The organism is Leptotrichia shahii (genome assembly GCF_008327825.1).
Classification (GTDB): domain Bacteria; phylum Fusobacteriota; class Fusobacteriia; order Fusobacteriales; family Leptotrichiaceae; genus Leptotrichia; species Leptotrichia shahii.
The window spans coordinates 746,059-766,564 of the sequence record NZ_AP019827.1; the positions used below are offsets into that span (position 1 = coordinate 746,059).

16 protein-coding genes and 1 riboswitch are annotated in these 20,506 nt (G+C 28.2%); of the genes, 9 read left to right on the top strand and 7 right to left on the bottom strand.

The window, feature by feature from the left end; all coding sequences use genetic code 11:
* The first annotated feature begins 116 nt into the window (after positions 1–116).
* Positions 117–917: a hypothetical protein gene (locus tag F1564_RS03400; RefSeq protein WP_018450357.1), complete on the top strand. Its 801-nt coding sequence runs from the start codon at positions 117–119 to the stop codon at positions 915–917.
* A 111-nt stretch (positions 918–1,028) separates the two neighbouring features.
* On the opposite strand, the gene F1564_RS03405 is transcribed toward F1564_RS03400, so the two are convergent.
* The 5 genes from F1564_RS03405 to ribH all read right to left on the bottom strand — a co-directional run bounded on the left by F1564_RS03405 (position 1,029) and on the right by ribH (position 5,971).
* Entirely contained in the window at positions 1,029–2,117 is a 1,089-nt protein-coding gene (locus tag F1564_RS03405; protein WP_018450356.1) for a glycerol dehydrogenase, read from the bottom strand.
* Positions 2,118–2,313: 196 nt separating this feature from the next.
* Positions 2,314–3,534, bottom strand: coding sequence for a bifunctional 3,4-dihydroxy-2-butanone-4-phosphate synthase/GTP cyclohydrolase II (locus tag F1564_RS03410; RefSeq protein ID WP_018450355.1), 1,221 nt, complete (start codon positions 3,532–3,534; stop codon positions 2,314–2,316).
* A gap of 63 nt (positions 3,535–3,597) precedes the next feature.
* Positions 3,598–4,275: a riboflavin synthase gene (locus F1564_RS03415; protein ID WP_018450354.1), complete on the bottom strand. Its 678-nt coding sequence runs from the start codon at positions 4,273–4,275 to the stop codon at positions 3,598–3,600.
* A gap of 33 nt (positions 4,276–4,308) precedes the next feature.
* Entirely contained in the window at positions 4,309–5,424 is a 1,116-nt protein-coding gene (gene ribD, locus F1564_RS03420) for a bifunctional diaminohydroxyphosphoribosylaminopyrimidine deaminase/5-amino-6-(5-phosphoribosylamino)uracil reductase RibD (protein WP_018450353.1), read from the bottom strand.
* An 82-nt stretch (positions 5,425–5,506) separates the two neighbouring features.
* Positions 5,507–5,971: a 6,7-dimethyl-8-ribityllumazine synthase gene (gene ribH, locus F1564_RS03425; RefSeq protein ID WP_018450352.1), complete on the bottom strand. Its 465-nt coding sequence runs from the start codon at positions 5,969–5,971 to the stop codon at positions 5,507–5,509.
* A gap of 261 nt (positions 5,972–6,232) precedes the next feature.
* Positions 6,233–6,366: riboswitch (FMN riboswitch) on the bottom strand.
* Between the two features lie 215 nt (positions 6,367–6,581).
* Here ribH and F1564_RS03430 point away from each other — a divergent pair.
* The 5 genes from F1564_RS03430 to F1564_RS03450 all read left to right on the top strand — a co-directional run bounded on the left by F1564_RS03430 (position 6,582) and on the right by F1564_RS03450 (position 15,726).
* Positions 6,582–7,892, top strand: a complete 1,311-nt coding sequence (locus F1564_RS03430; RefSeq protein WP_018450351.1) for a leucine-rich repeat domain-containing protein — start codon at positions 6,582–6,584, stop codon at positions 7,890–7,892.
* 48 nt (positions 7,893–7,940) lie between these two features.
* Positions 7,941–11,783 (top strand): PAAR-like protein, encoded by a 3,843-nt coding sequence (locus tag F1564_RS03435; protein WP_018450350.1) that lies wholly within the window; start codon positions 7,941–7,943, stop codon positions 11,781–11,783.
* An 11-nt stretch (positions 11,784–11,794) separates the two neighbouring features.
* The gene (locus F1564_RS03440; protein ID WP_018450349.1) at positions 11,795–12,379 is read left to right on the top strand and encodes a hypothetical protein; all 585 of its coding nucleotides are present in this window, start codon (positions 11,795–11,797) and stop codon (positions 12,377–12,379) included.
* Positions 12,380–12,540: 161 nt separating this feature from the next.
* A complete protein-coding gene (locus tag F1564_RS03445) occupies positions 12,541–14,709 on the top strand; it encodes a hypothetical protein (RefSeq protein ID WP_018450348.1) in 2,169 nt (722 codons plus the stop codon).
* A gap of 150 nt (positions 14,710–14,859) precedes the next feature.
* On the top strand, positions 14,860–15,726 hold the full coding sequence (locus F1564_RS03450) for a hypothetical protein (protein ID WP_018450347.1): 867 nt from the start codon (positions 14,860–14,862) through the stop codon (positions 15,724–15,726).
* 257 nt (positions 15,727–15,983) lie between these two features.
* On the opposite strand, the gene F1564_RS03455 is transcribed toward F1564_RS03450, so the two are convergent.
* Positions 15,984–16,529, bottom strand: coding sequence for a hypothetical protein (locus tag F1564_RS03455; protein WP_018450346.1), 546 nt, complete (start codon positions 16,527–16,529; stop codon positions 15,984–15,986).
* 380 nt (positions 16,530–16,909) lie between these two features.
* On the opposite strand from F1564_RS03455, the gene F1564_RS03460 reads away from it, so the two are divergent.
* Both F1564_RS03460 and F1564_RS03465 read left to right on the top strand, forming a co-directional pair.
* On the top strand, positions 16,910–17,107 hold the full coding sequence (locus F1564_RS03460) for a cold-shock protein (RefSeq protein ID WP_018450345.1): 198 nt from the start codon (positions 16,910–16,912) through the stop codon (positions 17,105–17,107).
* Positions 17,108–17,212: 105 nt separating this feature from the next.
* On the top strand, positions 17,213–18,070 hold the full coding sequence (locus tag F1564_RS03465; RefSeq protein WP_018450344.1) for a histidinol-phosphatase: 858 nt from the start codon (positions 17,213–17,215) through the stop codon (positions 18,068–18,070).
* Between the two features lie 143 nt (positions 18,071–18,213).
* Here the strand turns inward: F1564_RS03465 and F1564_RS03470 are convergent, their stop codons facing one another.
* On the bottom strand, positions 18,214–18,966 hold the full coding sequence (locus tag F1564_RS03470) for a GumC domain-containing protein (protein WP_018450343.1): 753 nt from the start codon (positions 18,964–18,966) through the stop codon (positions 18,214–18,216).
* 286 nt (positions 18,967–19,252) lie between these two features.
* Between F1564_RS03470 and F1564_RS03475 the strand changes: the two genes are divergently transcribed.
* On the top strand, positions 19,253–20,401 hold the full coding sequence (locus F1564_RS03475; protein WP_018450342.1) for a pyridoxal phosphate-dependent aminotransferase: 1,149 nt from the start codon (positions 19,253–19,255) through the stop codon (positions 20,399–20,401).
* Positions 20,402–20,506: the final 105 nt, after the last annotated feature.

The window sequence follows — 20,506 nt, forward strand, 5'->3', positions numbered from 1 at the left end:
CTATTATTTATAAATTATAATTAAAATAAAATTAAAACTAAAAATATTCCTTGAAATTTTTAAAAAAATAGTGTAGAATAGTAAAAGTAAAATTTATTAAAATTAAAGGAGAAAAAATGGCAAAGAAAAAAGCTGAAGATATTAAATTAACTTTAACTGATGAAGAAAGAGAAGGATTGGATAACGAAGGAGTAAAAAGAGTTTTAACTAATAAGGCTATATTAAATGTGGCAAAAGAATATAAATTTTCAGATGAGGAAAAAGAAGAATTTGAATATTTCTTTACAAATGAAAAACATAAATTTTTTGTTGCAAAATTAATTGAAGATAAAATTTCTGTAAACGAAAATGATGTTACAAAATTATATACAGATAACAAAGCAAATTTTGATGCACAAAATATTCCTTTTTCTCAAGCTAGAGAAATTATTCAAAGAGATTTACTGAATCAGCAGGTTGCTATGTTAGAAGCAGAAGAATTGAATAAATTAATTGAAGGAATGGAAGATAAAATAGAAATCACTAAAAAAGAAGTATTATTTTCTAAAGGAGATGCAGAAGTATTAAAAACTTTAATAGTTGGTAAAGTAATTTCTAAAAAAATAGCTGATGATAAATTTGAAGAACAAGAACAAAATAAAAAAGATTTAGAAGTTATAAGAGATAATGTATACATCAACTATTATTTGGATTTAGAAGTTAGAAAAAATGTAAAAGTAACTCAAGAAGAAGTAGCTGAAATTTATGAAAATGAAAAAGCAAAACTAGGAAATGTAACTCCAAACAGTGCTTATCAACAAATTGCTAATAGTTTGTTAAACAATAGAGCAGTTGAAGAAAGAAACAATTTAATAAATAAAATCATAGAAGATTATAAAATTGATGAAGTTGCAAAAGAATATGCAGAAGCTGAATAAAAATAATTATATAAAAACTTGGAAAGTAGTAAATTTATAAAATCCAAGTTTTTTTATTTTATAAAAATAAGGAGTACAATACAGTACCCCCAAAAATTATCTAATTTTAAATTAATTTTTACCAAGTTCATCTGCTACTAATATTGCTGCAAAAACATCATCAGCAGTAACTTTGAATGGCATATTATGGATTGTTTCACCTTCAGCTGTACTTGCTTTTGCCACTTCATATAATCTTTCTTTTGAAACATTTCCCATTCCTAGTTCAGCCAATGTTGTTGGAAGTCCTAAACTTTTGCAGAAGTCTACAACTTTTTTGATTTCACATAGACATCTATTTTCTAAAACTAGCTGTGTTATTGTTCCAAATGCGACTTTTTCTCCGTGATACATATTGTGTCCTTCTTCTAAAATTGTAAGTCCATTGTGAATAGCATGAGCTGCAGCAAGTCCTCCACTTTCAAATCCAATTCCACTTAAATAAGTATTTGCTTCAATTATGTTTTCTAGAGCTTTTGTAACTACTTTATTTTCAACTGAAATTTTAGCTTTTAAACCATCTTCAAATAATGTGTCTTTACATAGTTCTGCGATTGCAATAGCAGCTTTTGTAATACCACCGCCAGCGATTGAAGTGGCATTTGAGTCGACACAGGCTTTAGCTTCATAATAAGTGGCAAGTGCATCTCCAATTCCAGCTACAAGAAGTCTTGCAGGTGCATTTACAATTACAACTGTATCCATTATTACCATATCAGGATTTGTTTTTAGGAATAAGTATTCTTCAAATTCTCCACTTGGAGTGTAAATTACCGATAAGGCACTGCATGGTGCATCAGTTGAGGCGATTGTAGGCACGATAAATACAGGGATATTTTCATAATATGATATTGCTTTTGCTGCATCAAGAGTTTTTCCTCCGCCGATTCCAAATACTGCATCACATTTTTTTTCTTTTAAAATATCAATATTTCGGTTTATTTCAGCTTTTGAGCATTCTCCACCAAAAACTTCAATATGATAATTTACACCTTCTTTTTTAAAACTTTCAACAATTTTATCTTTAAAATTATCAAAAATAAATTTGTCCACTAGCAGATATGCTCCGCTGTTACCACGTAATTTGTAATAAGTTGCTAAATTAGTGATTTCATTTTTTCCTTGAATATATTTTGATGGTGAATTAATAATTTTTACCATAAAAAATCATCTCCTGAAAATTTATTATTTATTAATACTGTTATAACATATTTTTTAATAAAGTCAATAGTAATTTAAAATAAAAAATCAAAAAATTATTCAGATTTAATATTTTAGATAATTTCCTGATTTTTGAATTTTATTAAATTGATTCTAAAGTTAAATTTTCTTTTTGGATAATATAAATTTAAAATTTTTATAAATCCTGTTTTAACAAATGTCCCATCTTTTCTTTTTTTACTTTTAAATAATTTTTATCCACATCGTTGGCAGCAATTTCAATTTCCTTACGTCCAGCAATTTTAATCCCATATTTTTCCAATCCTTCAATTTTTTTTGGATTATTAGTTTTTAAAATAATAGATTTAATTCCTAAATCCTTTATAATCTGTGCAGCCACACCATAATCTCTCAAATCATCAGAAAATCCCAGTTTATGATTGGCTTCCACAGTATCATAGCCTTCGTCCTGTAATTTATATGCTTTCAATTTATTTAAAATTCCAATTCCACGTCCTTCTTGACGTAGATATATTATAAGCCCTTCTCCACTTTCTTCCAATTCATGCAAAGCTCTGTGAAGCTGTTCTTGGCAATCACATCGTTTTGAACCGAAGACATCGCCTGTCAGACATTCAGAGTGAAGTCTTGCTACAATATTTTCTTTATTTTTTATTTCACCTTTCATAATTGCGATATATTCTTTATGTTCAATTTTATCACTGTAACCTGCAAAAGTAAATTTTCCAAATTGAGTTGGGATATCGACAGTCGCTTCATTTTTAACTAATTTTTCGTTTTTTTTTATATAAACAATCAAATCATCAATTGTAATTAATTTTAAATTATGTTTTTGACAAAATTCAAATAAGTCATTTCGACGAGCCATTTCTCCATTTTCCTTTAAAATTTCCATAATGACAGCCACTTCAGAAAATCCTGAAAGTCTTGCCAGATCAATAGCCGCTTCAGTATGTCCTTTTCTTTCGAGAACGCCACCTTCACGTGCAATTAAGGGAAATAAATGTCCTGGCTTTCTAAAATCTTTTGCAGTTTTAGATGGATTTGCCAGATCTTTTATAGTATTTAGTCTATCCCCTGTGGAAATTCCAGTAGTCGTACCTTCTAATGAATCAACTGAAATAGTAAAGGCAGTTCCAAAATAGTCAGTATTATGCTGAACCATTGGATTCAATGCAAGTTCCTCAGCTCTTTTTTTAGACATTGGAACACACATAAGTCCACGTGCTTCATTAATTATGAAGTTTAATGTTTCATAAGTTACTGTATCAGCAGGAATTATCAAATCCCCCTCATTTTCCCTGTCTTCATCATCAACAACCACAACTGGAATACCTTTTTTCAAGTCTTCAATTGCAGCTTCGACGGTATCAAATTTTATTTTATTTTCTGACATTTTAAATCACTTCTTTCGTTAGTTATATTTTTGATTTCAATTTAGCAAAGTTTATTATTTATATCAAAATCCATTTTTTTGTAAAAATTCCATTGTCAAGTTTGATTTTTTTAAATTTTTTTCTTCGTTTTCAGAGCTATCAAATTTCAATATTTTTTCGACATATTTTCCAAATAAATCTGTTTCAATATTCACAAAATCCCCAGTTTTCTTCATTCCAACCGTAATATTTTCAATCGTGTGCGGAATAAGTGAAACCGAGAAAATCCCAGCTTCATCATTGACATCAATTACCGTAAGACTTGCACCATCAATAGTTACACGACCTTTTTCAACGATATATTTCATATTATTTCTATAATTTTCATCTAGCTGAAATTCATAAACTTTCGCAATTCCCTTATCCGTAATCGACAAAATTTTAGCCTCACAGTCAACATCTCCCATAACAAGATGTCCGCCTAAAAAAGTCGTAAGTGTAAGTGATTTTTCAAGATTAACAATATCCCCCGCTTTAGCTCGTTTTAAGCCGCTTCTCTCAATAGTTTCAAACATTACATCTGCTGTAAAGTCACTTCCCTTTAATTTTGTAACAGTCAAGCAGACTCCATTTACAGCGATACTATCTCCAATTTGTGCCTTTTCTATAACTTTTTTCCCTCTTATCGTAATTTCAATACTTGCAGTTTTTTTTGTAATATCAATAATTTTTCCAGTTTCTTCTATTAAACCAGTAAACATAATTTTCTCCTGATTTTAAATTTTTTATTTAAATTAATTATAATTTTTTTGTAAAAATTCCATTCCAATATTTTCGCCATAAACATTATGTTTCACATTTTTCAAAATCACAGCTTCATTCATATCTTTCTTATCAAATCCTGTAATAAAAGATTTCCCTTTTTCATCACCTAAAATTTTATTGGCAATAAAAATTTCTCCAGCATCAATTAAATCTTCTTTAAATGCCTGTGAAATAAGCGATTGTCCACCTTCCAGTAAAACTGAGTCAATTCCAATTTCTCCAATCATATAAAGAATTTCTTTAAAGCTAAATTTTGTACCATTTAAAAATATAAATTTAACTTTGCTATTTTCAGAAAAATCCAACTGTTTTTCAGAATTTTCATTATTTTTTGATGTGACAATTATTGTCTTTTCATCACTGTTTTCTTTAATAATATTGTAATTTTTTTCAGTTTTAAAATGTGGGTCAATAATGATTCTATATGGATTTATGCCATTTTCAATTCTTGCGGTAAGACTTGGATTATCAAACATAACTGTGTTTATTCCAACCATTATCCCCATAAATTTGTTTCGATAAAATTGAACTTTTTCACGAGCAATCTCATTTGTAATCCATTTAGAATTTCCTGTCTTTGTGGCAATTTTTCCATCCAAAGTTATCGCACATTTTAAAAAGAAATACGGAATTTTTGTCATAATATATTTAAAAAATACTTGATTAATTTTATCGCATTCACTTTTTAAAATATTTTCATAAACTTCGATCCCAGCATTTTTCAATATTTGTACACCTTTCCCAGCTACTTTCGGATTTGGATCAGATGAGCCAATAACACATCTTTTTAGCCCCATTTTCACGATTTTTTCAGCACAAGGCGGCGTTTTCCCGTAATGCGAGCATGGCTCCAATGTGACATAAATCGTTGCATTCGATAAATCTTTTGAATTTTGAGAAGCTTCTTCCAAAGCGTAAACTTCAGCATGAGGCCCTCCAAAATATTTATGATAGCCAGTTCCAATAACTTTTCCATCTTGAACGACAACGGCTCCAACCATTGGATTAGGATTTACTGCTCCAGCTCCTTTTTTTGCAAGTTCAATCGCCATTTGCATATATTTTTCATCAATATTTTTTACCATTTTATTTTCCTTTTACTAATTCATAATGATTATCAGTCAATTTTATAACTTTATTTTTAAAATTCTATAAAAATTTATTTTTTTATCCAATTTCTTTTATTAAATTAATCATTTCAATCGCAGAAAATGCTGCATCTGCTCCTTTGTTTCCAGCTTTTGTTCCTGCTCTTTCTATAGCTTCTTCAATATTATTTGTAGTTAAAACACCGAAAATTACAGGCAGGTCAGTTTGCAATGAAATTTGTGCAACTCCTTTTGAAACTTCAGCACAGACATAGTCAAAATGTGGAGTAGATCCTTTAATTACAGCTCCTAGAGCAATTATTGCATCATATTTTCCTGTGTTTGCCAATTTTTTTGTAATTAAAGGTATTTCAAATGCTCCTGGAACCCAGGCAATGTCGATATTTTCTTCAGAAACATCATTTCTTTTTAAAACGTCTAAAGCACCTCCAACTAGCTTTGAAGTAATAAATTCGTTAAATCTCCCAGCCACAATCGCTATTTTTATATTTTCTCCATTAAATTTTCCTTCAAAAGTTCTCATTCTTAAATCATCCTTTCAATTTATGTTTTTTAGTTAGACATATCCAACAGCCTATTTATTATTTTTGCATTAAATTATAAAATTAATTATAGTTTTTTGAACAAGTCCATTAGTAATAAAAAAAGCCTCGAATACTTGATTCAGGGCTTTTATAATAAAGGTAGTCAATTTTAATTTATAATTATTATAATTTTATATTTTATATAAATATTGAAACTATATACAATAAAACTATTTAATAAATTTATATTAAAAATTAATTTTTCACTTCTACCATCTAGACTATAACTATCGGTACTGGAATTGCACCAGTTCATGTCATTTTTAAAAATAAATAAAAATAACTCGTGGACTCTACCACCGGTCGGGAATTTCGCCCTGCCCTGAAGTTTTAAATTCTTACTTTAGTTTATAATATCACTTTTTAAGCCTAATTACAAGAGTTTTTTCTAAAAATATATAAAAAATTTTTTAAAATTTATTTTAATATTGACAAAGTAAAAAATATAAGGTATTATTATATTAATTAAAATATAATTAATAAATTATGTAATTTAAACACATAAATCCTTTTATATTAAATTAATAAATGAAAGTTGGAGGTAGAAGTATGAGAAGTATATTCAGTATGTTAATTTTACTGTTATTTATTTCGTGTAATAATAGTAATGGGCAGGAATTAAGAGAAGTCCATAAAAAATCAGAAAAAGAATCAGAAATGTCAGAAGTAGAATCTTTGGATTACAAAAGTTGCAGAGAATTAAGAAAATTTAATGTTAATGCTAAAAAAATTGAATTGAAAAATTTGGGATTGGAGGAGATAAAATGCATAGTGGATTATAGAAATGTGAAGGAACTGGATTTGCGATGGAATCAGTTAAAAGATGTGAAACCGTTGGAAAATTTAAAAAATCTGGAAGTTTTAAAAATAAATTTTAATCAGGTAAAAGATATAAAACCGTTGCTAAATTTACCCAATTTAAAGGAATTATGGCTTCATAATAATAAAATAAGCAATCTTAGTGGAATTGGCAAATTGGCAAAACTGGAACATCTGGATGTCAGTTTTAATCCATTGAAAAATGGAGTGGATGAGATTTCTAATTTGAAAAAACTGAAAAGATTGGAATTACGGAAAGTTCCAAAAGAAATTGTAGACTATATTTATGAAAATTATCATAATTTTATGATTCCTGAAAAAATATTTATTGAGCAAAGATATCCAGAACTTGCTAAAAAACGTGAAAATAAAGTAAAATATCCAAATTTTTCAGAGTTTGAAGATAAAATAAACGGTTTTGAAACTGTGAAAACTGTAAGGGAACTTTCCCCAAACAAAGTTGCATTGGATAAATTGCCTAAGGAAGTTTATAAGATAGTTGATGAGTATGATAAAAACTCTGAAGAAGCTGATGATAAAGTGGAGGGAACAGCTTTTTTTACAAATAATATTTATTCAATATATACTCTTACTTATCCTTTTGCCTATGCTGGGCAGTCAAATAGCGAAACTGTCTTTGTGAAAAATGGAAAAGTGATTGCAAGAGATACTGTAAATTTATATTCTCAATTGGAAAGTATTGATGAAAATAATTTGTTTTTATCGGTAGTTGCAGCAAGCGGGGGAACAAATTATGCAATAACTGATATGAAAAGTGGACAGATGTGGCGAGAAGAATTTAGGGATTTCGGATTAATATCGCCTAAGAGAACTGGTAAAGTTTTTGTAACATCTTCAAAGAAAAATGCTGTCAACGTAAGAGAAAGCGATGATTTGGACAGTTCAATAATTCATAAATTAGCGGATAATGTTGAAGTTGAAGAAATTTCAGATGAGAAAGACTGGAAATATGTGTATTTTTATAATAAAGATGGGGGATATTATATGAAAGGGCATATAAATAAGAGTCAGTTAAGATAAAATAAATAATTTTGTAAAAATTTCAAAATTTAAAGGAGGGAGTTAATTGTGGTAAATAGAAAATTTAGCGGAGTAGATATTGGAGATAGTGCAGTTGAGTTTTTTGAAAAGTTGGCTAAATTAGAAAGTGGCGGAAAATACAATTTAGCAGATCAAAAATATTATATTGGAAAATATCAGATTGGAACGGATGTTTTGATGGACATGGGATGGCTTCCGAAGGGTTCAACTTGGACAAATGCTAGATTTATTGGTGAAGGTGCTACAAAATGGAAATTGAAAGGGAAACAGAGTTTTTTAAATAATCCAGCGGCACAAGATGAAGTAATAATGCGTTCGGTGAAAATGAGATGGGCAACCTTGAAAAAACATAAGGATAAAATTTGTAAAAATATATCTGTTCCTAAAAATGCAGTCTATATAGCACCAGGAAAAGTTAGAGCTTCTAAAAATAAAGTAAAGACAATAATAATGAAAAAGAGAAATCAAGGATACAAAGCAGAAGATTTGAGGGGGAAAAGTTTTTTGCTTACATCGTCTGGAATGCTGGCTGCTTCACATTTATGTGGTCAAGGTGCAATGTCTAATGCTTTAGGAAATAATTTTAAAGGTGTCTGGGGAATACCAGTAGATGGAAATGCAATGCCATCATTGCTTTATGCTGTAAATTTAGCGGGGCATGATTTATCAGCAATTATTGGATTTAAAGATAATTGTGAAGTGAATCACAAAGTTGTAGAAAAAAATCATACACAAACTGATAATAAAAATATAAATAAACAGGCTACAGTTCAGTCAAAACCTAAATCTAATGTTTCAAGTAACTCTTTACAAACACAAAAAGGAGCTTCAACATTAAATACTGATAAGACTGGCAATGATGAAAGTAATAAAGAAGGTGTATTTTCATTTAATGGTCAGAAGTTTGAGGAAGTTTGGGATAGTGAAGAGTATAAAAGGGACAGGGCTGAAAACGGGAAAGCTCCTGAATTGGCATTTGTAAATCCTGATGAGGCGATTTTGAAAAGGCTGCAAGCTAAATTTCAAGATAAAAATATTTATAATGAGGATTATGTAAAATATTTAGAAACTAAGACAGGGAAAAAAGTGCTAAAAGAGAATACGGAAGATATAAATGTCATTTTGAAGATGTATGATGAGGCGACAAAGGACAATGATAAGATTGGGAATGTAATAAGGCAGCATGGATTTGACATTTTAAGGGGAAGAGAGGAAAGTAATGAGATTTTGCGGATACAAGATATAGTTTATTATATTTATTCGTATCCTATTAATAATAAAAGTGCTATAGAATCATTAGAATATGTGCTTAGTCAATATTCAGCAAAATATGTGAAATATCCTGATAAAAAGCCTATAAATAAATTCAACGAAGATAAGAATTATATGGATAAAATACAGGGTATGATTCAGATATATGTAAAAGATGGAAAAACTAAAGTTGAGAAGAATCAGCTACCTGAAAAGTATGACAAGTATATGCAGGGAATAAAGGATATTGATGAAATTGTTATAAAAGTTGCTAAAAGACCAGTTTCAGAGTTACAAAAGACAAGATGTGAAAATTTGATAAGGGAACTTGGGGAAAATGTTTCGGAATATGAAAAAACTTATTCAATGGATGAAAATGGAGTTAGGCAGTTTCCTTTATCTAGAAGATTGATTGACAATATAATAATTGAATTTTTGAAGGTGCAGACTGGGTTTAAGAAAGAAAATGAAACCAAGTATTTTGATAATCATCAATATAAAGATAGCAATATTGTGAGAAATTATCTTTTATGGTATATAAAAAGACAAAAAGGGATTGATATTCCATCAAAAAGTGAGAGAGGATTATTTAATAGGCTTGAAAAAATTGGGAAGGATATAAGGGTAACGACTGTCTTGAATGACTGGATAACTTCAAAATCGGCAATAAAAGTACGGAATATTAAGAAAATAAGTAATTTGATAGATGAAGTTTATGAAAATTATAGGGATAATTTGGACTTTGAAAAGGATAAAGGCATTATTTTGGGATTATTTAAAGATAGCAAGGAATTGTGGGATTATGCGGCAAATATTGATTCAATGGATTTGTATTCTTTTTATAAATCGTTTTATGATTTGCAAAATATTATAAATCCTACTGGAGAGTTATTTGTAAATACTAATTGTATGCTAAAATGTACACTTGGAAGGGATATTAGCCGATTAATTATAAAAGAGGACAGTGTAATGCTTGAAGGCGGGAAACAGGCTAATATAAATGATACGAATATTCAGCCTTTTAAATCGTGTAATGCAATTGGGACTTGCCAGCCTGCATTAATGGGAATGTGGGAGAAAAATACAGATGTAAAAGTTAGAAATAAGCCTGCATTGCTGGATATTTCAACTATTCAATGTCAACATGGCGGAACTATAAGTATTGATGCTGCTGGGCAAAAGGAAGTTGGAACGGCAGTTACTAAAGATAAAGAAGTTAGTGAAGCTATTAGAGATGCTGACTGTCAATACAAGTTATTGATAAATATTTGCAGTGATATAAATAATGACTTTATGCAAACACAATTAAAAAAAGAAGCACAGAAATTTTCTAAATGGAATAAGTATAAAAGCAGTACAATGAATAATAAAAATAAAGAAAAAATTCAAATTGCTGAAAAGGAAACCTCTTCAGAAAAGGAAAGATATTTAAGGCAAAAAATTTTGGATGTATTTAAAGAGGCATATAAAAGCGTAAAGCAAAAATCAAGGCCTGAACTTGATACAAAAAGAATAATAAAAAAACACGGGTTAAGTTTATGTGACTATAAGCAAAAAAACTTTTATTCTGCAAAAATGCTGCCTGTAATAGCTTATGGATATTTAATGCGAGCTGGAAATTTGACGATAACAGAAAATGAAAAAAAACAGATTGAAGCAGAGTTGAATAGTGATATAAAAACTTCAAATACAGAACAGATAGAATTAAAGGATTACAAAATACAAAATAATGTAAAACAAACAAAAGAATCTCTAGATCATAAAATAAATTCTTCAAATGTTACAAGCTGGATTGAAATAGGTAAAATATTATACACATCAACAAAATATCCTCCAACTGAAGCAGAGATACTAAATGCAATAAGGAAAAATGGGGAAAGTGTGGCTAGGTGTCCGTTTAGTCAAGGTGAGTGGAGTAAAACTCATAATTCTTCAATGGAAGTTAGTAATAGTGATGGTGTTCAGGATGATGTGACGAAGAAAGTTGAGCAGGATTCAACAACTAAAACAGATAAAAAATTAGAAAAGAACTCTGAAAAATGTGATACAGATAATTGTCCACATAAAGAAGTTAAAGAAAGAGCGCCATGGATAAAAGTTGCAGAAGAAGAAATGAAGAAATATAAAGGACAAAAAGAATCTAGCCGAAGTTTATATAATAGAATACAAAAAACATATTTTCCTGATGCAAATTTTGGAACAAATAAAAATCCTACTGAAATTGCATGGTGTGCAGCATTTATAACATATTGCATGAAAACAGCAGGATATAAAAATTCATCTGATCCTTCTGTTGGAGGATACGATTGGGGAGTTGCACCAAGACCAAAATTACCAAAAAGAGGATGGTTTGAAGGTGAAAAAACTAAACCTTTTGTAGGAGCTATAGGAATTTTTAAATTTAGAAAAGGTTATAGCCATGTAGCAATATTAGTCGGGAAAAGAAAAAATGGAATGTATGTATTTTTAGGCGGGAATCAAAATAATGAAATTAATAAAACTGCTTTTGAGCCAAGTAGAATTGATTATTTTATGAAGCCCAAAAGTTATACAGTAAAACCAGAAGAGCAAGAACTACCAATAATTACAGATTCAAAAAATACAGGTACAGTAGGATAAAGGAGATAAAAATGATAAAATTACTAATTAAAATAATAATACTGACTTCAATTTTATGTTGTGGTAAAAATAATGACAATTTGTTTAATAATATTAAATATAAGGAAAATACAGAAAAAAAACCGCAAAAAACATTGCAAAAAATAAGTTTTGATAATAAAAAAATGAATAATAAAGAAATGATTATATCACTTAAAAGAATTATTGATAGTGTTATTACAGCACGTAAAAATAAAAATTATATATTAGAAAAATATGATGAGGATATTTTTAAAAAATATAGAGAATATTTTGATGATACAAAAAATAATAGTGAGTTTTTTCAAAAAACTTCAAATTTACTTTTAGAATTAAAGAGTGAATTGAGTAATTTAAATTATGCCGAAAATATTAAAAAGACCGTGAAAATTAAAGGTGTTAAATACAGTTGTTCAATTCAGATAACAAAAAAACCTGAAAAATTAAAATATGTTGATGGAGATGTATATGGTACAGTTAGCTGTTCTTCAGAATATGATTCGATGAGCAGATTTGAAGAAATTTATTTAAAAAAAGTAGGAGAGAAATATTATATATTAGATTTATTAATTTCATAAAAAATATATTGACAAATTTTAAAATTTAGTTTAAAATAATTTTAATAAAAATTTAATAAGATAGAGAAGGGGGAAATAAAATTATTTAAAATATCATATAAAATTAAGACAGGTTGACTGAAAATGATTTTTATGGTATTGGAAGTAATTTTGAGAGGAATATGAGGAATAAAAATGTTATAAATCAGACTAATCGAACTATTTTGTTTGAAGAAATTAATCCAGAAAAGATGGATATTTTGACACTTGTTAATGATGCTAGAAATATGGATTCGTTGGATGACGAAAATATTATTGAGATTAATAGGCATCTTTTGGTTGGGAGTTTTGAGGAGTTTTTGGAAAAATTTGATCCGAAAGTATATAGTTATTTTGATGTAGAGAGTCAGAGTATTAGGTATATTTTGAAAAAGCCTGAAGGAGTACCTGAGGATTTGGTGACAGAGATTAAGATTAATAATGGGAATACATTTTTTAAAATGCTTAGCACGTTAATTGAGGCAAGAAAATCACAAGGAAATAGAAATGTAGATTTTAAATTTGAAAATATTTTGGAATTGATTTCTCCAAAAAAGGTTATTGAGGATATTAAGCAGACAAGAAAAGAAATTGCTTATATTTATCAGAAATATGAAGAATTGGATGATGAAAATCCTAAAAAATTGGAATTAGGAGATAAGCTTAATACAAAATTTGAAGAGGCTTCAGAAAATTATAGTAATGTACTGGGAATGTTGCCACTTGCGATTGAAGATATAAAAACTCGGCTGTTAATTGGAAATGATTCGAATAATTTTAAATCAGAGAAAATAAAATTGGGAATGTTGCAGGTTGGAGAAAAAGGAGAACTTGAGGTAATTGAGTATAAACAGGAAAATCAAAATTCACTTGCGATGATTGAAGAAAAAAATACGACAGCTCTGGTTGAAGCTTTTAGGGATGATTATGAAAATGTAACAGATGAGCCAAATAAATATATTAGTGATTTGGTTGTTAGAACATTTGTGCCACTTGCGAAAACATTTGTAGATGTTGATCCTGAACAGGAAGTTCAAAATTATAATAATTATCTGGCATTTTATAAATCGGCTCAGGAGGATTTTGTAAAAATTGCTAAGCCTTTGATTGAGAAAATATTAGGCGTAAAAATGTTTTTTGAGCAATATGATGTTAGAATGGGGCTTATGAAACCGACACTTTTGATTACAAATGTAAAGCCTGAAATGATTGTAAAAGCAGGAAATAGGGATAAATTACGTGCATTTTTGAATACTACTAATGAAAAAAATGATTTTGATAATACGATATGGTTTGGGATTTATCCAAATGTTGATTTAGATATAAAAAAATCAGAAAAAAAAGTTCGTGCAAGATTTATGGGAACAAAAACTGAAGAAAAAACTGAAAAAAATACTATAGAAGTATTGACAAATTTAATGACTGTACTGGCAGAATATAAAGTCCAAGTGTTTTTTAACTTTGAAGGGAAGCCTGAAACATCATTTGACAATCTTGCGACAACTGGTGTAAATAAGTATATTGAAAAAACTCAAGTTTTAGAAAATCAAAAGTATTCAGAATATTTGATTCCAGCAATTCCTAATTTTACAATAATTCCAAAGGATAAATCAGGAGTTATACTGGATTATAAAATGAAATTTGAAGAGGAAACAGGAGTATCGCTTTCAAATGAACAGGAAGATTTGTTAAAATTTTGGATTGAAGGCGTGTATATAGATGCAGCTTATGTTGCAGCTGGAATAATTGGTGCAACACAATGTCCAAATTATCTGAAGGAAAGATTTTCAAATGTGTCACCACTTTATCCAGGAGTACGTTTTGACATCGAAGAAAAGGATAATTCATATCATGCAAAAACGACAATGTCTAAGGAAATATCAGGATTTACAAATACAATAAAAGATAGAATAAATCAGTTTAATTATGGATTTGTATTTTCATCTGACAATGCAAATGTAGCACGTGAAAAAATTAGAAACATCGTTGTTTATAAGGCGAGAACTTTATTAAAAAATCTAGACGGAGGATATGAGCCACTTTATAAGACACTTACTACGACGTATATTGAAAGAACGTTAAGATTCACAACAACAGACTTTAAAGAAGATAAATTAAATATGTTTTTCAGTACAAATCCTGAAAGTCAAAAATCAATCTGGTTAAAAGATACAAAATTTGTAAATGGAATTATGCAAAAGGGAGATGACTTATCTCATGTAATTGATGTGGATAATGGAATTTGTCAATTAAATATAACTTTTGCAGGAAACTTGAAAAATTTGCAAGTTGAAATTAATAAAAATTATTAGTGCTATTTCTTCTTTAAACAGTAAATTTATTACAATTTTTGAATTAAATGTTATTTAGCAAGGGAATAAAGATCCCCTTGCTTATAAATATTGTTTTTATTTTGGGAAAAAGTTTGGTATAAAAAATGAAAAAATAAAATTGGGGGGAAAATGATTGAGAATAAATATCCAATATTTGGACATGGGCAGGTGATAAGTAAAGAAGCACTTGATTTATTAAGGGATAATCCTGCAGAATTGACAGATTTAATGCATCTGGATAGAAAAGATGGGATAATTTCGGGATTTGAGCTTGTTACAAATTTTGATGCTAAGCAGGTAACTGTAACAAGAGGAATTGTTAAATGCGGAAAAAAAATCTTTTGGATGAATGAAGATTATAAATTTGATATGCCTGAAATTGAGAATAGATATGTTTTAAAATTAAAATTATTTTCAAATATTGAGGAAAGAAAATTTTATATTAGAAGTGCTGATTTTTATCTGGAAATTTTAGATATTGAAACAAATAATAATGAAAATACTGAAATTACAAATAATCTGGAAGTTTGGCAAGAAAGCGATGATAAAACAAAAAGAGTTTGGAAAAATAAAATTGGTGAAATTGAAATAACACGTTTTATTACAAGAATTGGGGCAGAACTTAGAAATGACTATAATAATTTTAGAGATTTAAGACGGGATTTTAACTTGCTGGAACTTATAAATACAAAATATTCTTCAAAACACGAATTGGGAACACTTCATCCTAAAATTTTGGAATTATTTGGGAAAGAGGCTTCCAAAAAGGAGAATTTGGATATTTATGATGTAAATTTTTATGTAAACTGTTTAAACGGAAATATAGAAAGAGATGTTATAATTGCTTATATTAATTTAAAATTACATATGGAGAAAGAAAATTATACTAATGAGGAGCTTTATCAGTATTTAGTCAAAATTTTGGATAATTTGGGAAAAGATAGAAAGATTACTGAAAAAAAGAGAGTTATTCCTAGAAAAATAACAATTGAATGAAGAAAATAGTTGTATAGTAAAATTGATTTAAAATTGAACTCAAAAGTTATGGTTATTTTATTTAAATCCTAAGTTTACATGATTTTTAATAGTTTTATTACAATTTCTGTTATGCAAGGGGTCAAGACCCCTTGTTTTGATTACTAGACAAACTTAAAATGAGGAAAATCTTATAAATCAGTTCTATAGTTTTAAAATTAAAGCTATAAGAAAGTTATAAAAATTGTTTTGTTAATAAATCAAATTTAATTTAAGAGTTAATCTACTGTAAATAGAAATTGGCTTCCTGCGTATAGTCCTAATTTATTTTTGTTTAGTTTAAATGTATAATTACCGTCTGTTAAACTGTCATTTTTTTCATTGAAAGTTAGATTTTTAGTATCAACTTGCATTCCGTTCTCTGATTCACCCTTATAAGTTATTTTATATTGGTTATTTTGTTTAGAAAATACTAAAACTCTATCTTCCATTGGGATTTCTTTACCAATAAGCTTATCTACATGCTGTAAAGTTTTACTGGTTTTTACTTCTTCTGGTTTTACTTGTGAAGGTGGTTGAATATTAGTACTCTCATTGATATTTTCTGTATTTTTTTCTGAAGCTTCTACAACTGGTTGAGTTTCTTTTCCTGCAGTGGTGTTTTCTTGAGAATTATTGTTGCTATTGGCGGCAGTATTATCTACATTTTGTTGTTCGATTTGGATTTCATCTTGGTCTTCATCTTGCTTTGCTTCTTTTTTTCCGCAGCTGATTAAGGCAAAAATTGCTAAACATCCTAATAACATATATTTTTTTAGATTCATAAATTATCACTTCCTTTTAATTAATTTTTTTTTTATAATTGATTTAAAGTAGTTATTGTAATTATATTTTATATTGTTTTTAGTAAAATTACAAGAGTTTATTGTAATAAAAGTTATAAATTATATTAAAGTGGTGCAATTTAAAAAGATATAAGATTCTTTGAAATAGAATAATTACTCTATTTTAAAAGAACTTTAGGATATTTCATAAACAAAATTCTTAAAAATAATTAAAAAATTAAGAAAAAAGACTATTATTTTTTTGAAAAATATGATACAATAATTGTAGATAACCAAAAGCAAGAAGTAAATGTAACAAAAATAGATATTTGTAACAGTAACAAGTTGTTTGAGGTATTAAAATTTTAGGAGGTAATACTTTGTTAGGTAAAGTAAAATGGTTTAACGAAAAAAAAGGATTCGGATTTATTTCAGGAGAAGATGGAAATGATTATTTCCTACATTTCTCAAAAATCAATAAAGAAGGATTCAAAACAGTTAACGAAGGCGAAGAAGTAAGTTTTGATGTAGAAGAAGGACCAAAAGGACCTCAAGCAACAAATGTAATTTCTCAATAATCGATTAATTAATTTTGTGTAAGAAAGGCTGTTTCAAAATGATAAAGTTTTGGGATAGCTTTTTTCTTTATTTTGGATACGATATATGGAAAGAGAGGAAATATTATGTTGGTGGATTATCATATGCATTTTGAATACGGGAGTTATGATGAGGATTATGTAAATCCGTTTTTTGAAAAGGCAAAGGAAATGGGGCTGGCAGAAATAGGGATTACAGAGCATACTCATGGATTTAAGGAATTTAAAGACTTGTATTATGATGAGTTAATTTTGGATGATAGTGAAACTGGAAATTTTCAGAAAAAATGGCTTGAGCAAAAAACTAAATTTGTGCATACATTGGATGAATACAAGGATTTTATAGATAAATTAAAAGCAAAGGGTTATCCAGTAAAATTTGGAATAGAAGTTTGTAACTTTAGAAATCAGGAAAAAGTTAAGGAAATATTGTCTAAATATGACTTTGACTATTTAATTGTTTCAATTCATTTCATTAAAGGCTGGGGATTTGATTTTAGTGCCTTAAAGCATAAATTTATAGATGAAAATTTAGTGCAAATTTGGAAGGATTATGCAAAGGAGATTAAAGATGTAGCCAATACAGGGATGTATGATATTTTGGGGCATCCATTTAATTTGAGATTATTTAAAAATATTCCAGAAAAAAAAGATGTTGATAAGTTGCTTGAAAATACGGCTAAATGCCTGAAAAAAAACAATATGATTGTGGATGTAAATACTGGTACATTTTATCGGTATCCAATTAAGGAAATCACCCCGTATAGGGATTTTATGGAATATGTGAAAAAATATGATATTCCTGTAATTTTATCAAGTGATTCGCATTATTCTGAACATGTTGGGATGAAAATAAAGGAAGCGGGAGAATATGTTAAGGAATTCGGAATTACTGAAATGGTAACTTTTGATAAAAGAAAGAGAAAATTGACTGAAATCGGGTAATGATTAATTAGTAAAGGTTAAAATTTCTTGTTATTAATACTAAACGCTATTTAAAAATAGAAAGTTGTATTTTACATTATTAAGTTCATTAAAAAATGGGGATTGTCTTAAAAAATAAGATAATCCCTTTAATTTTATTATTTTTAATTTTTTCTTTTTTTAATGTCTTCCCAATCTAATGTTGTTGAAAATTCCTTAATAAATGCAATTAATATTCCTAAGAAAATTCCTAAAAATAATGAACCAGCAATAACTAACTTTTTATTTAAAGAAGGTTTTGTTGTAGAATTTATATATTTTACAACTGGATTTGGGTCATTTTTTAACAAACGGTAATATGCCAGTCTTGATACAAGAGTGTCTGTCAAAGAATCTTTTGTAGTTCTAATATCAACATTTTTTGTTAAGAAACTGTATTGTTGCTCTAAAAGTTTTATTTGGGAATCCAAAAACTTATTTTTTCTTTCAAGAAGATAATTTTGTGCAAGTATTGGATATTCCTTTGCAAAATTCTCTCCTTCAGATTTATTATTTGTGGAAAATTTTACTTTTACCATAGGATCATTTGTTTCAGATTGAGCAGTTAATTTTGTTGTCATTTCTTTTAGAAATTTATCATCTGGCAAGTTTATATTCCTTAAAGTTTTTGAATTTTTTTTCAAATAAGAGTAAAAATCAAATGAACTTAATGAAAATTGTGAATTTTCTCCAATTTCTGTAAGAACTTTGTCATTTCCATAAAGAATGATTTCCGATTTGAATGATTTATTTACAAATACGAAGATTGTTGACAGTATTACAATTAATATTGTTGTTAAAGCAATTAGAGCTTTATCTTTATAAAGAATTTTAATTATCATATTGGCGTCAATTGCCTGTGAGTTTTTGTTATCCATTTTCTTTTTTTTCTTCCTTTCCATTTAAGTTTTTATACTAAATCCCATTAAAAATAGAAATTATAATTTATTTAATTTAATTTCTTATTGCAAAAAGAAGTTGTAATAAATTTACTATTCAAATGAAAAATAGTATAAATTAAAATTTTTATATATTAATTTTATCAAAAAAAATGCAAAATGACAATGGAAAATTTAATAAAAATTATAAAATAAACAGAAAATATGATATAATGGGTTATTGATAAAAAATAAATATGAAATACAAAGAAAGAAGGTTTTGAAAATGTACATAGATCCAATAATAAACGGAATAGAAATATCAGATATCAGAAAAATTCATGAAAGATTGTCGGCTTATAAAAATGTAATAAATATGACAATTGGAGAGCCTGATACAGATGCACCGCAAGAAGTTAAGGAAGCAGTTGCATATCATGCCTTGAATAGTCCTATAAAATATTCTCCCGTAGGTGGAATTCCTAAATTGAGAGAAAAAATTGCAAATTTTTATAATGAAAAATTTGAAGGAAACTACGGGAAGGATAATGTTCTGGTTACAGTCGGTTCGACTGAAGGGCTTTCTTCTACACTTAAAACAATTCTTGCAGAAGATGATGAAGTTCTTATTCCAACTCCAGCGTATGTTGGGTATGAGCCGTTGGTTAGAGTTGCAAGAGCAAAAACAATTTTTATGAACTTGGAAGAAAATAATTTTGTGTTGACTGAGAAAATTTTGGAAAAATATATTACTAACAAGACTAAGCTAATAATTTTGACTTATCCAAACAATCCATCAGGAATTACATTACCTGAAGAGGAAATGGCTAAGATAGTAAAATTTTTAAAAGGTAAAGAAATTTATTTGTTAAGCGATGAAATTTACGCTTCAATCGCTTTTGAAAAATTTACATCTTTTGCAAAATATTATGACGAATTAAAAGAGCAATTGATTATTGTTAACGGATTTTCAAAATCACATTCAATGACTGGATATAGACTAGGATATACAATTGCTAGTGAAAATTTACAGTCACAAGTGAAAAAAATTAGCCAGTACACAGTTACAAGTGCTTCTACATTATCACAATATGGAGCAATCGCGGCATTGGATTACTGTTCAGATACGACTGAATTGTCAGAAATTTACAAAAAAAGAGTTCACTATTTTGTGAAAGAACTTGAAAAATTAGGATTCAAGTGCTTGAAACCTAAAGGGGCATTTTATGTATTTGCGACATATAAAACAATTGAAAAATTTAAAAATGTAAAGTCATTTGACTTTATTTTGGATTTATTGGAAAAGACTGAATTGGCAATAATTCCGGGAATTACATTTCAAGTGGAAGGATATGTAAGATTTTCGATTGTGCATGACTTGCCTGTGTTGGAAGAAGCGATTGCGAGATTGAAAAAATATATTGAATCTAAATAAAAATAGAAATTAATTTTTAAAATTTTGGAAAATTTGTTTGGTAATCTTGTATAAATGATAGGATTACCAAATTTATTTTTAATTAAAGTGAGGAAATTTTATGGG

Coding starts and splice junctions, on each gene's coding strand:
- F1564_RS03400 (WP_018450357.1), top strand. CDS start 117: ATGGCAAAGAAAAAAGCTGAAGATATTAAATTAACTTTAACTGATGAA.
- F1564_RS03405 (WP_018450356.1), bottom strand. CDS start 2,117: ATGGTAAAAATTATTAATTCACCATCAAAATATATTCAAGGAAAAAAT.
- F1564_RS03410 (WP_018450355.1), bottom strand. CDS start 3,534: ATGTCAGAAAATAAAATAAAATTTGATACCGTCGAAGCTGCAATTGAA.
- F1564_RS03415 (WP_018450354.1), bottom strand. CDS start 4,275: ATGTTTACTGGTTTAATAGAAGAAACTGGAAAAATTATTGATATTACA.
- ribD (WP_018450353.1), bottom strand. CDS start 5,424: ATGGTAAAAAATATTGATGAAAAATATATGCAAATGGCGATTGAACTT.
- ribH (WP_018450352.1), bottom strand. CDS start 5,971: ATGAGAACTTTTGAAGGAAAATTTAATGGAGAAAATATAAAAATAGCG.
- F1564_RS03430 (WP_018450351.1), top strand. CDS start 6,582: ATGAGAAGTATATTCAGTATGTTAATTTTACTGTTATTTATTTCGTGT.
- F1564_RS03440 (WP_018450349.1), top strand. CDS start 11,795: ATGATAAAATTACTAATTAAAATAATAATACTGACTTCAATTTTATGT.
- F1564_RS03445 (WP_018450348.1), top strand. CDS start 12,541: ATGAGGAATAAAAATGTTATAAATCAGACTAATCGAACTATTTTGTTT.
- F1564_RS03450 (WP_018450347.1), top strand. CDS start 14,860: ATGATTGAGAATAAATATCCAATATTTGGACATGGGCAGGTGATAAGT.
- F1564_RS03455 (WP_018450346.1), bottom strand. CDS start 16,529: ATGAATCTAAAAAAATATATGTTATTAGGATGTTTAGCAATTTTTGCC.
- F1564_RS03465 (WP_018450344.1), top strand. CDS start 17,213: ATGTTGGTGGATTATCATATGCATTTTGAATACGGGAGTTATGATGAG.
- F1564_RS03470 (WP_018450343.1), bottom strand. CDS start 18,966: ATGGATAACAAAAACTCACAGGCAATTGACGCCAATATGATAATTAAA.
- F1564_RS03475 (WP_018450342.1), top strand. CDS start 19,253: ATGTACATAGATCCAATAATAAACGGAATAGAAATATCAGATATCAGA.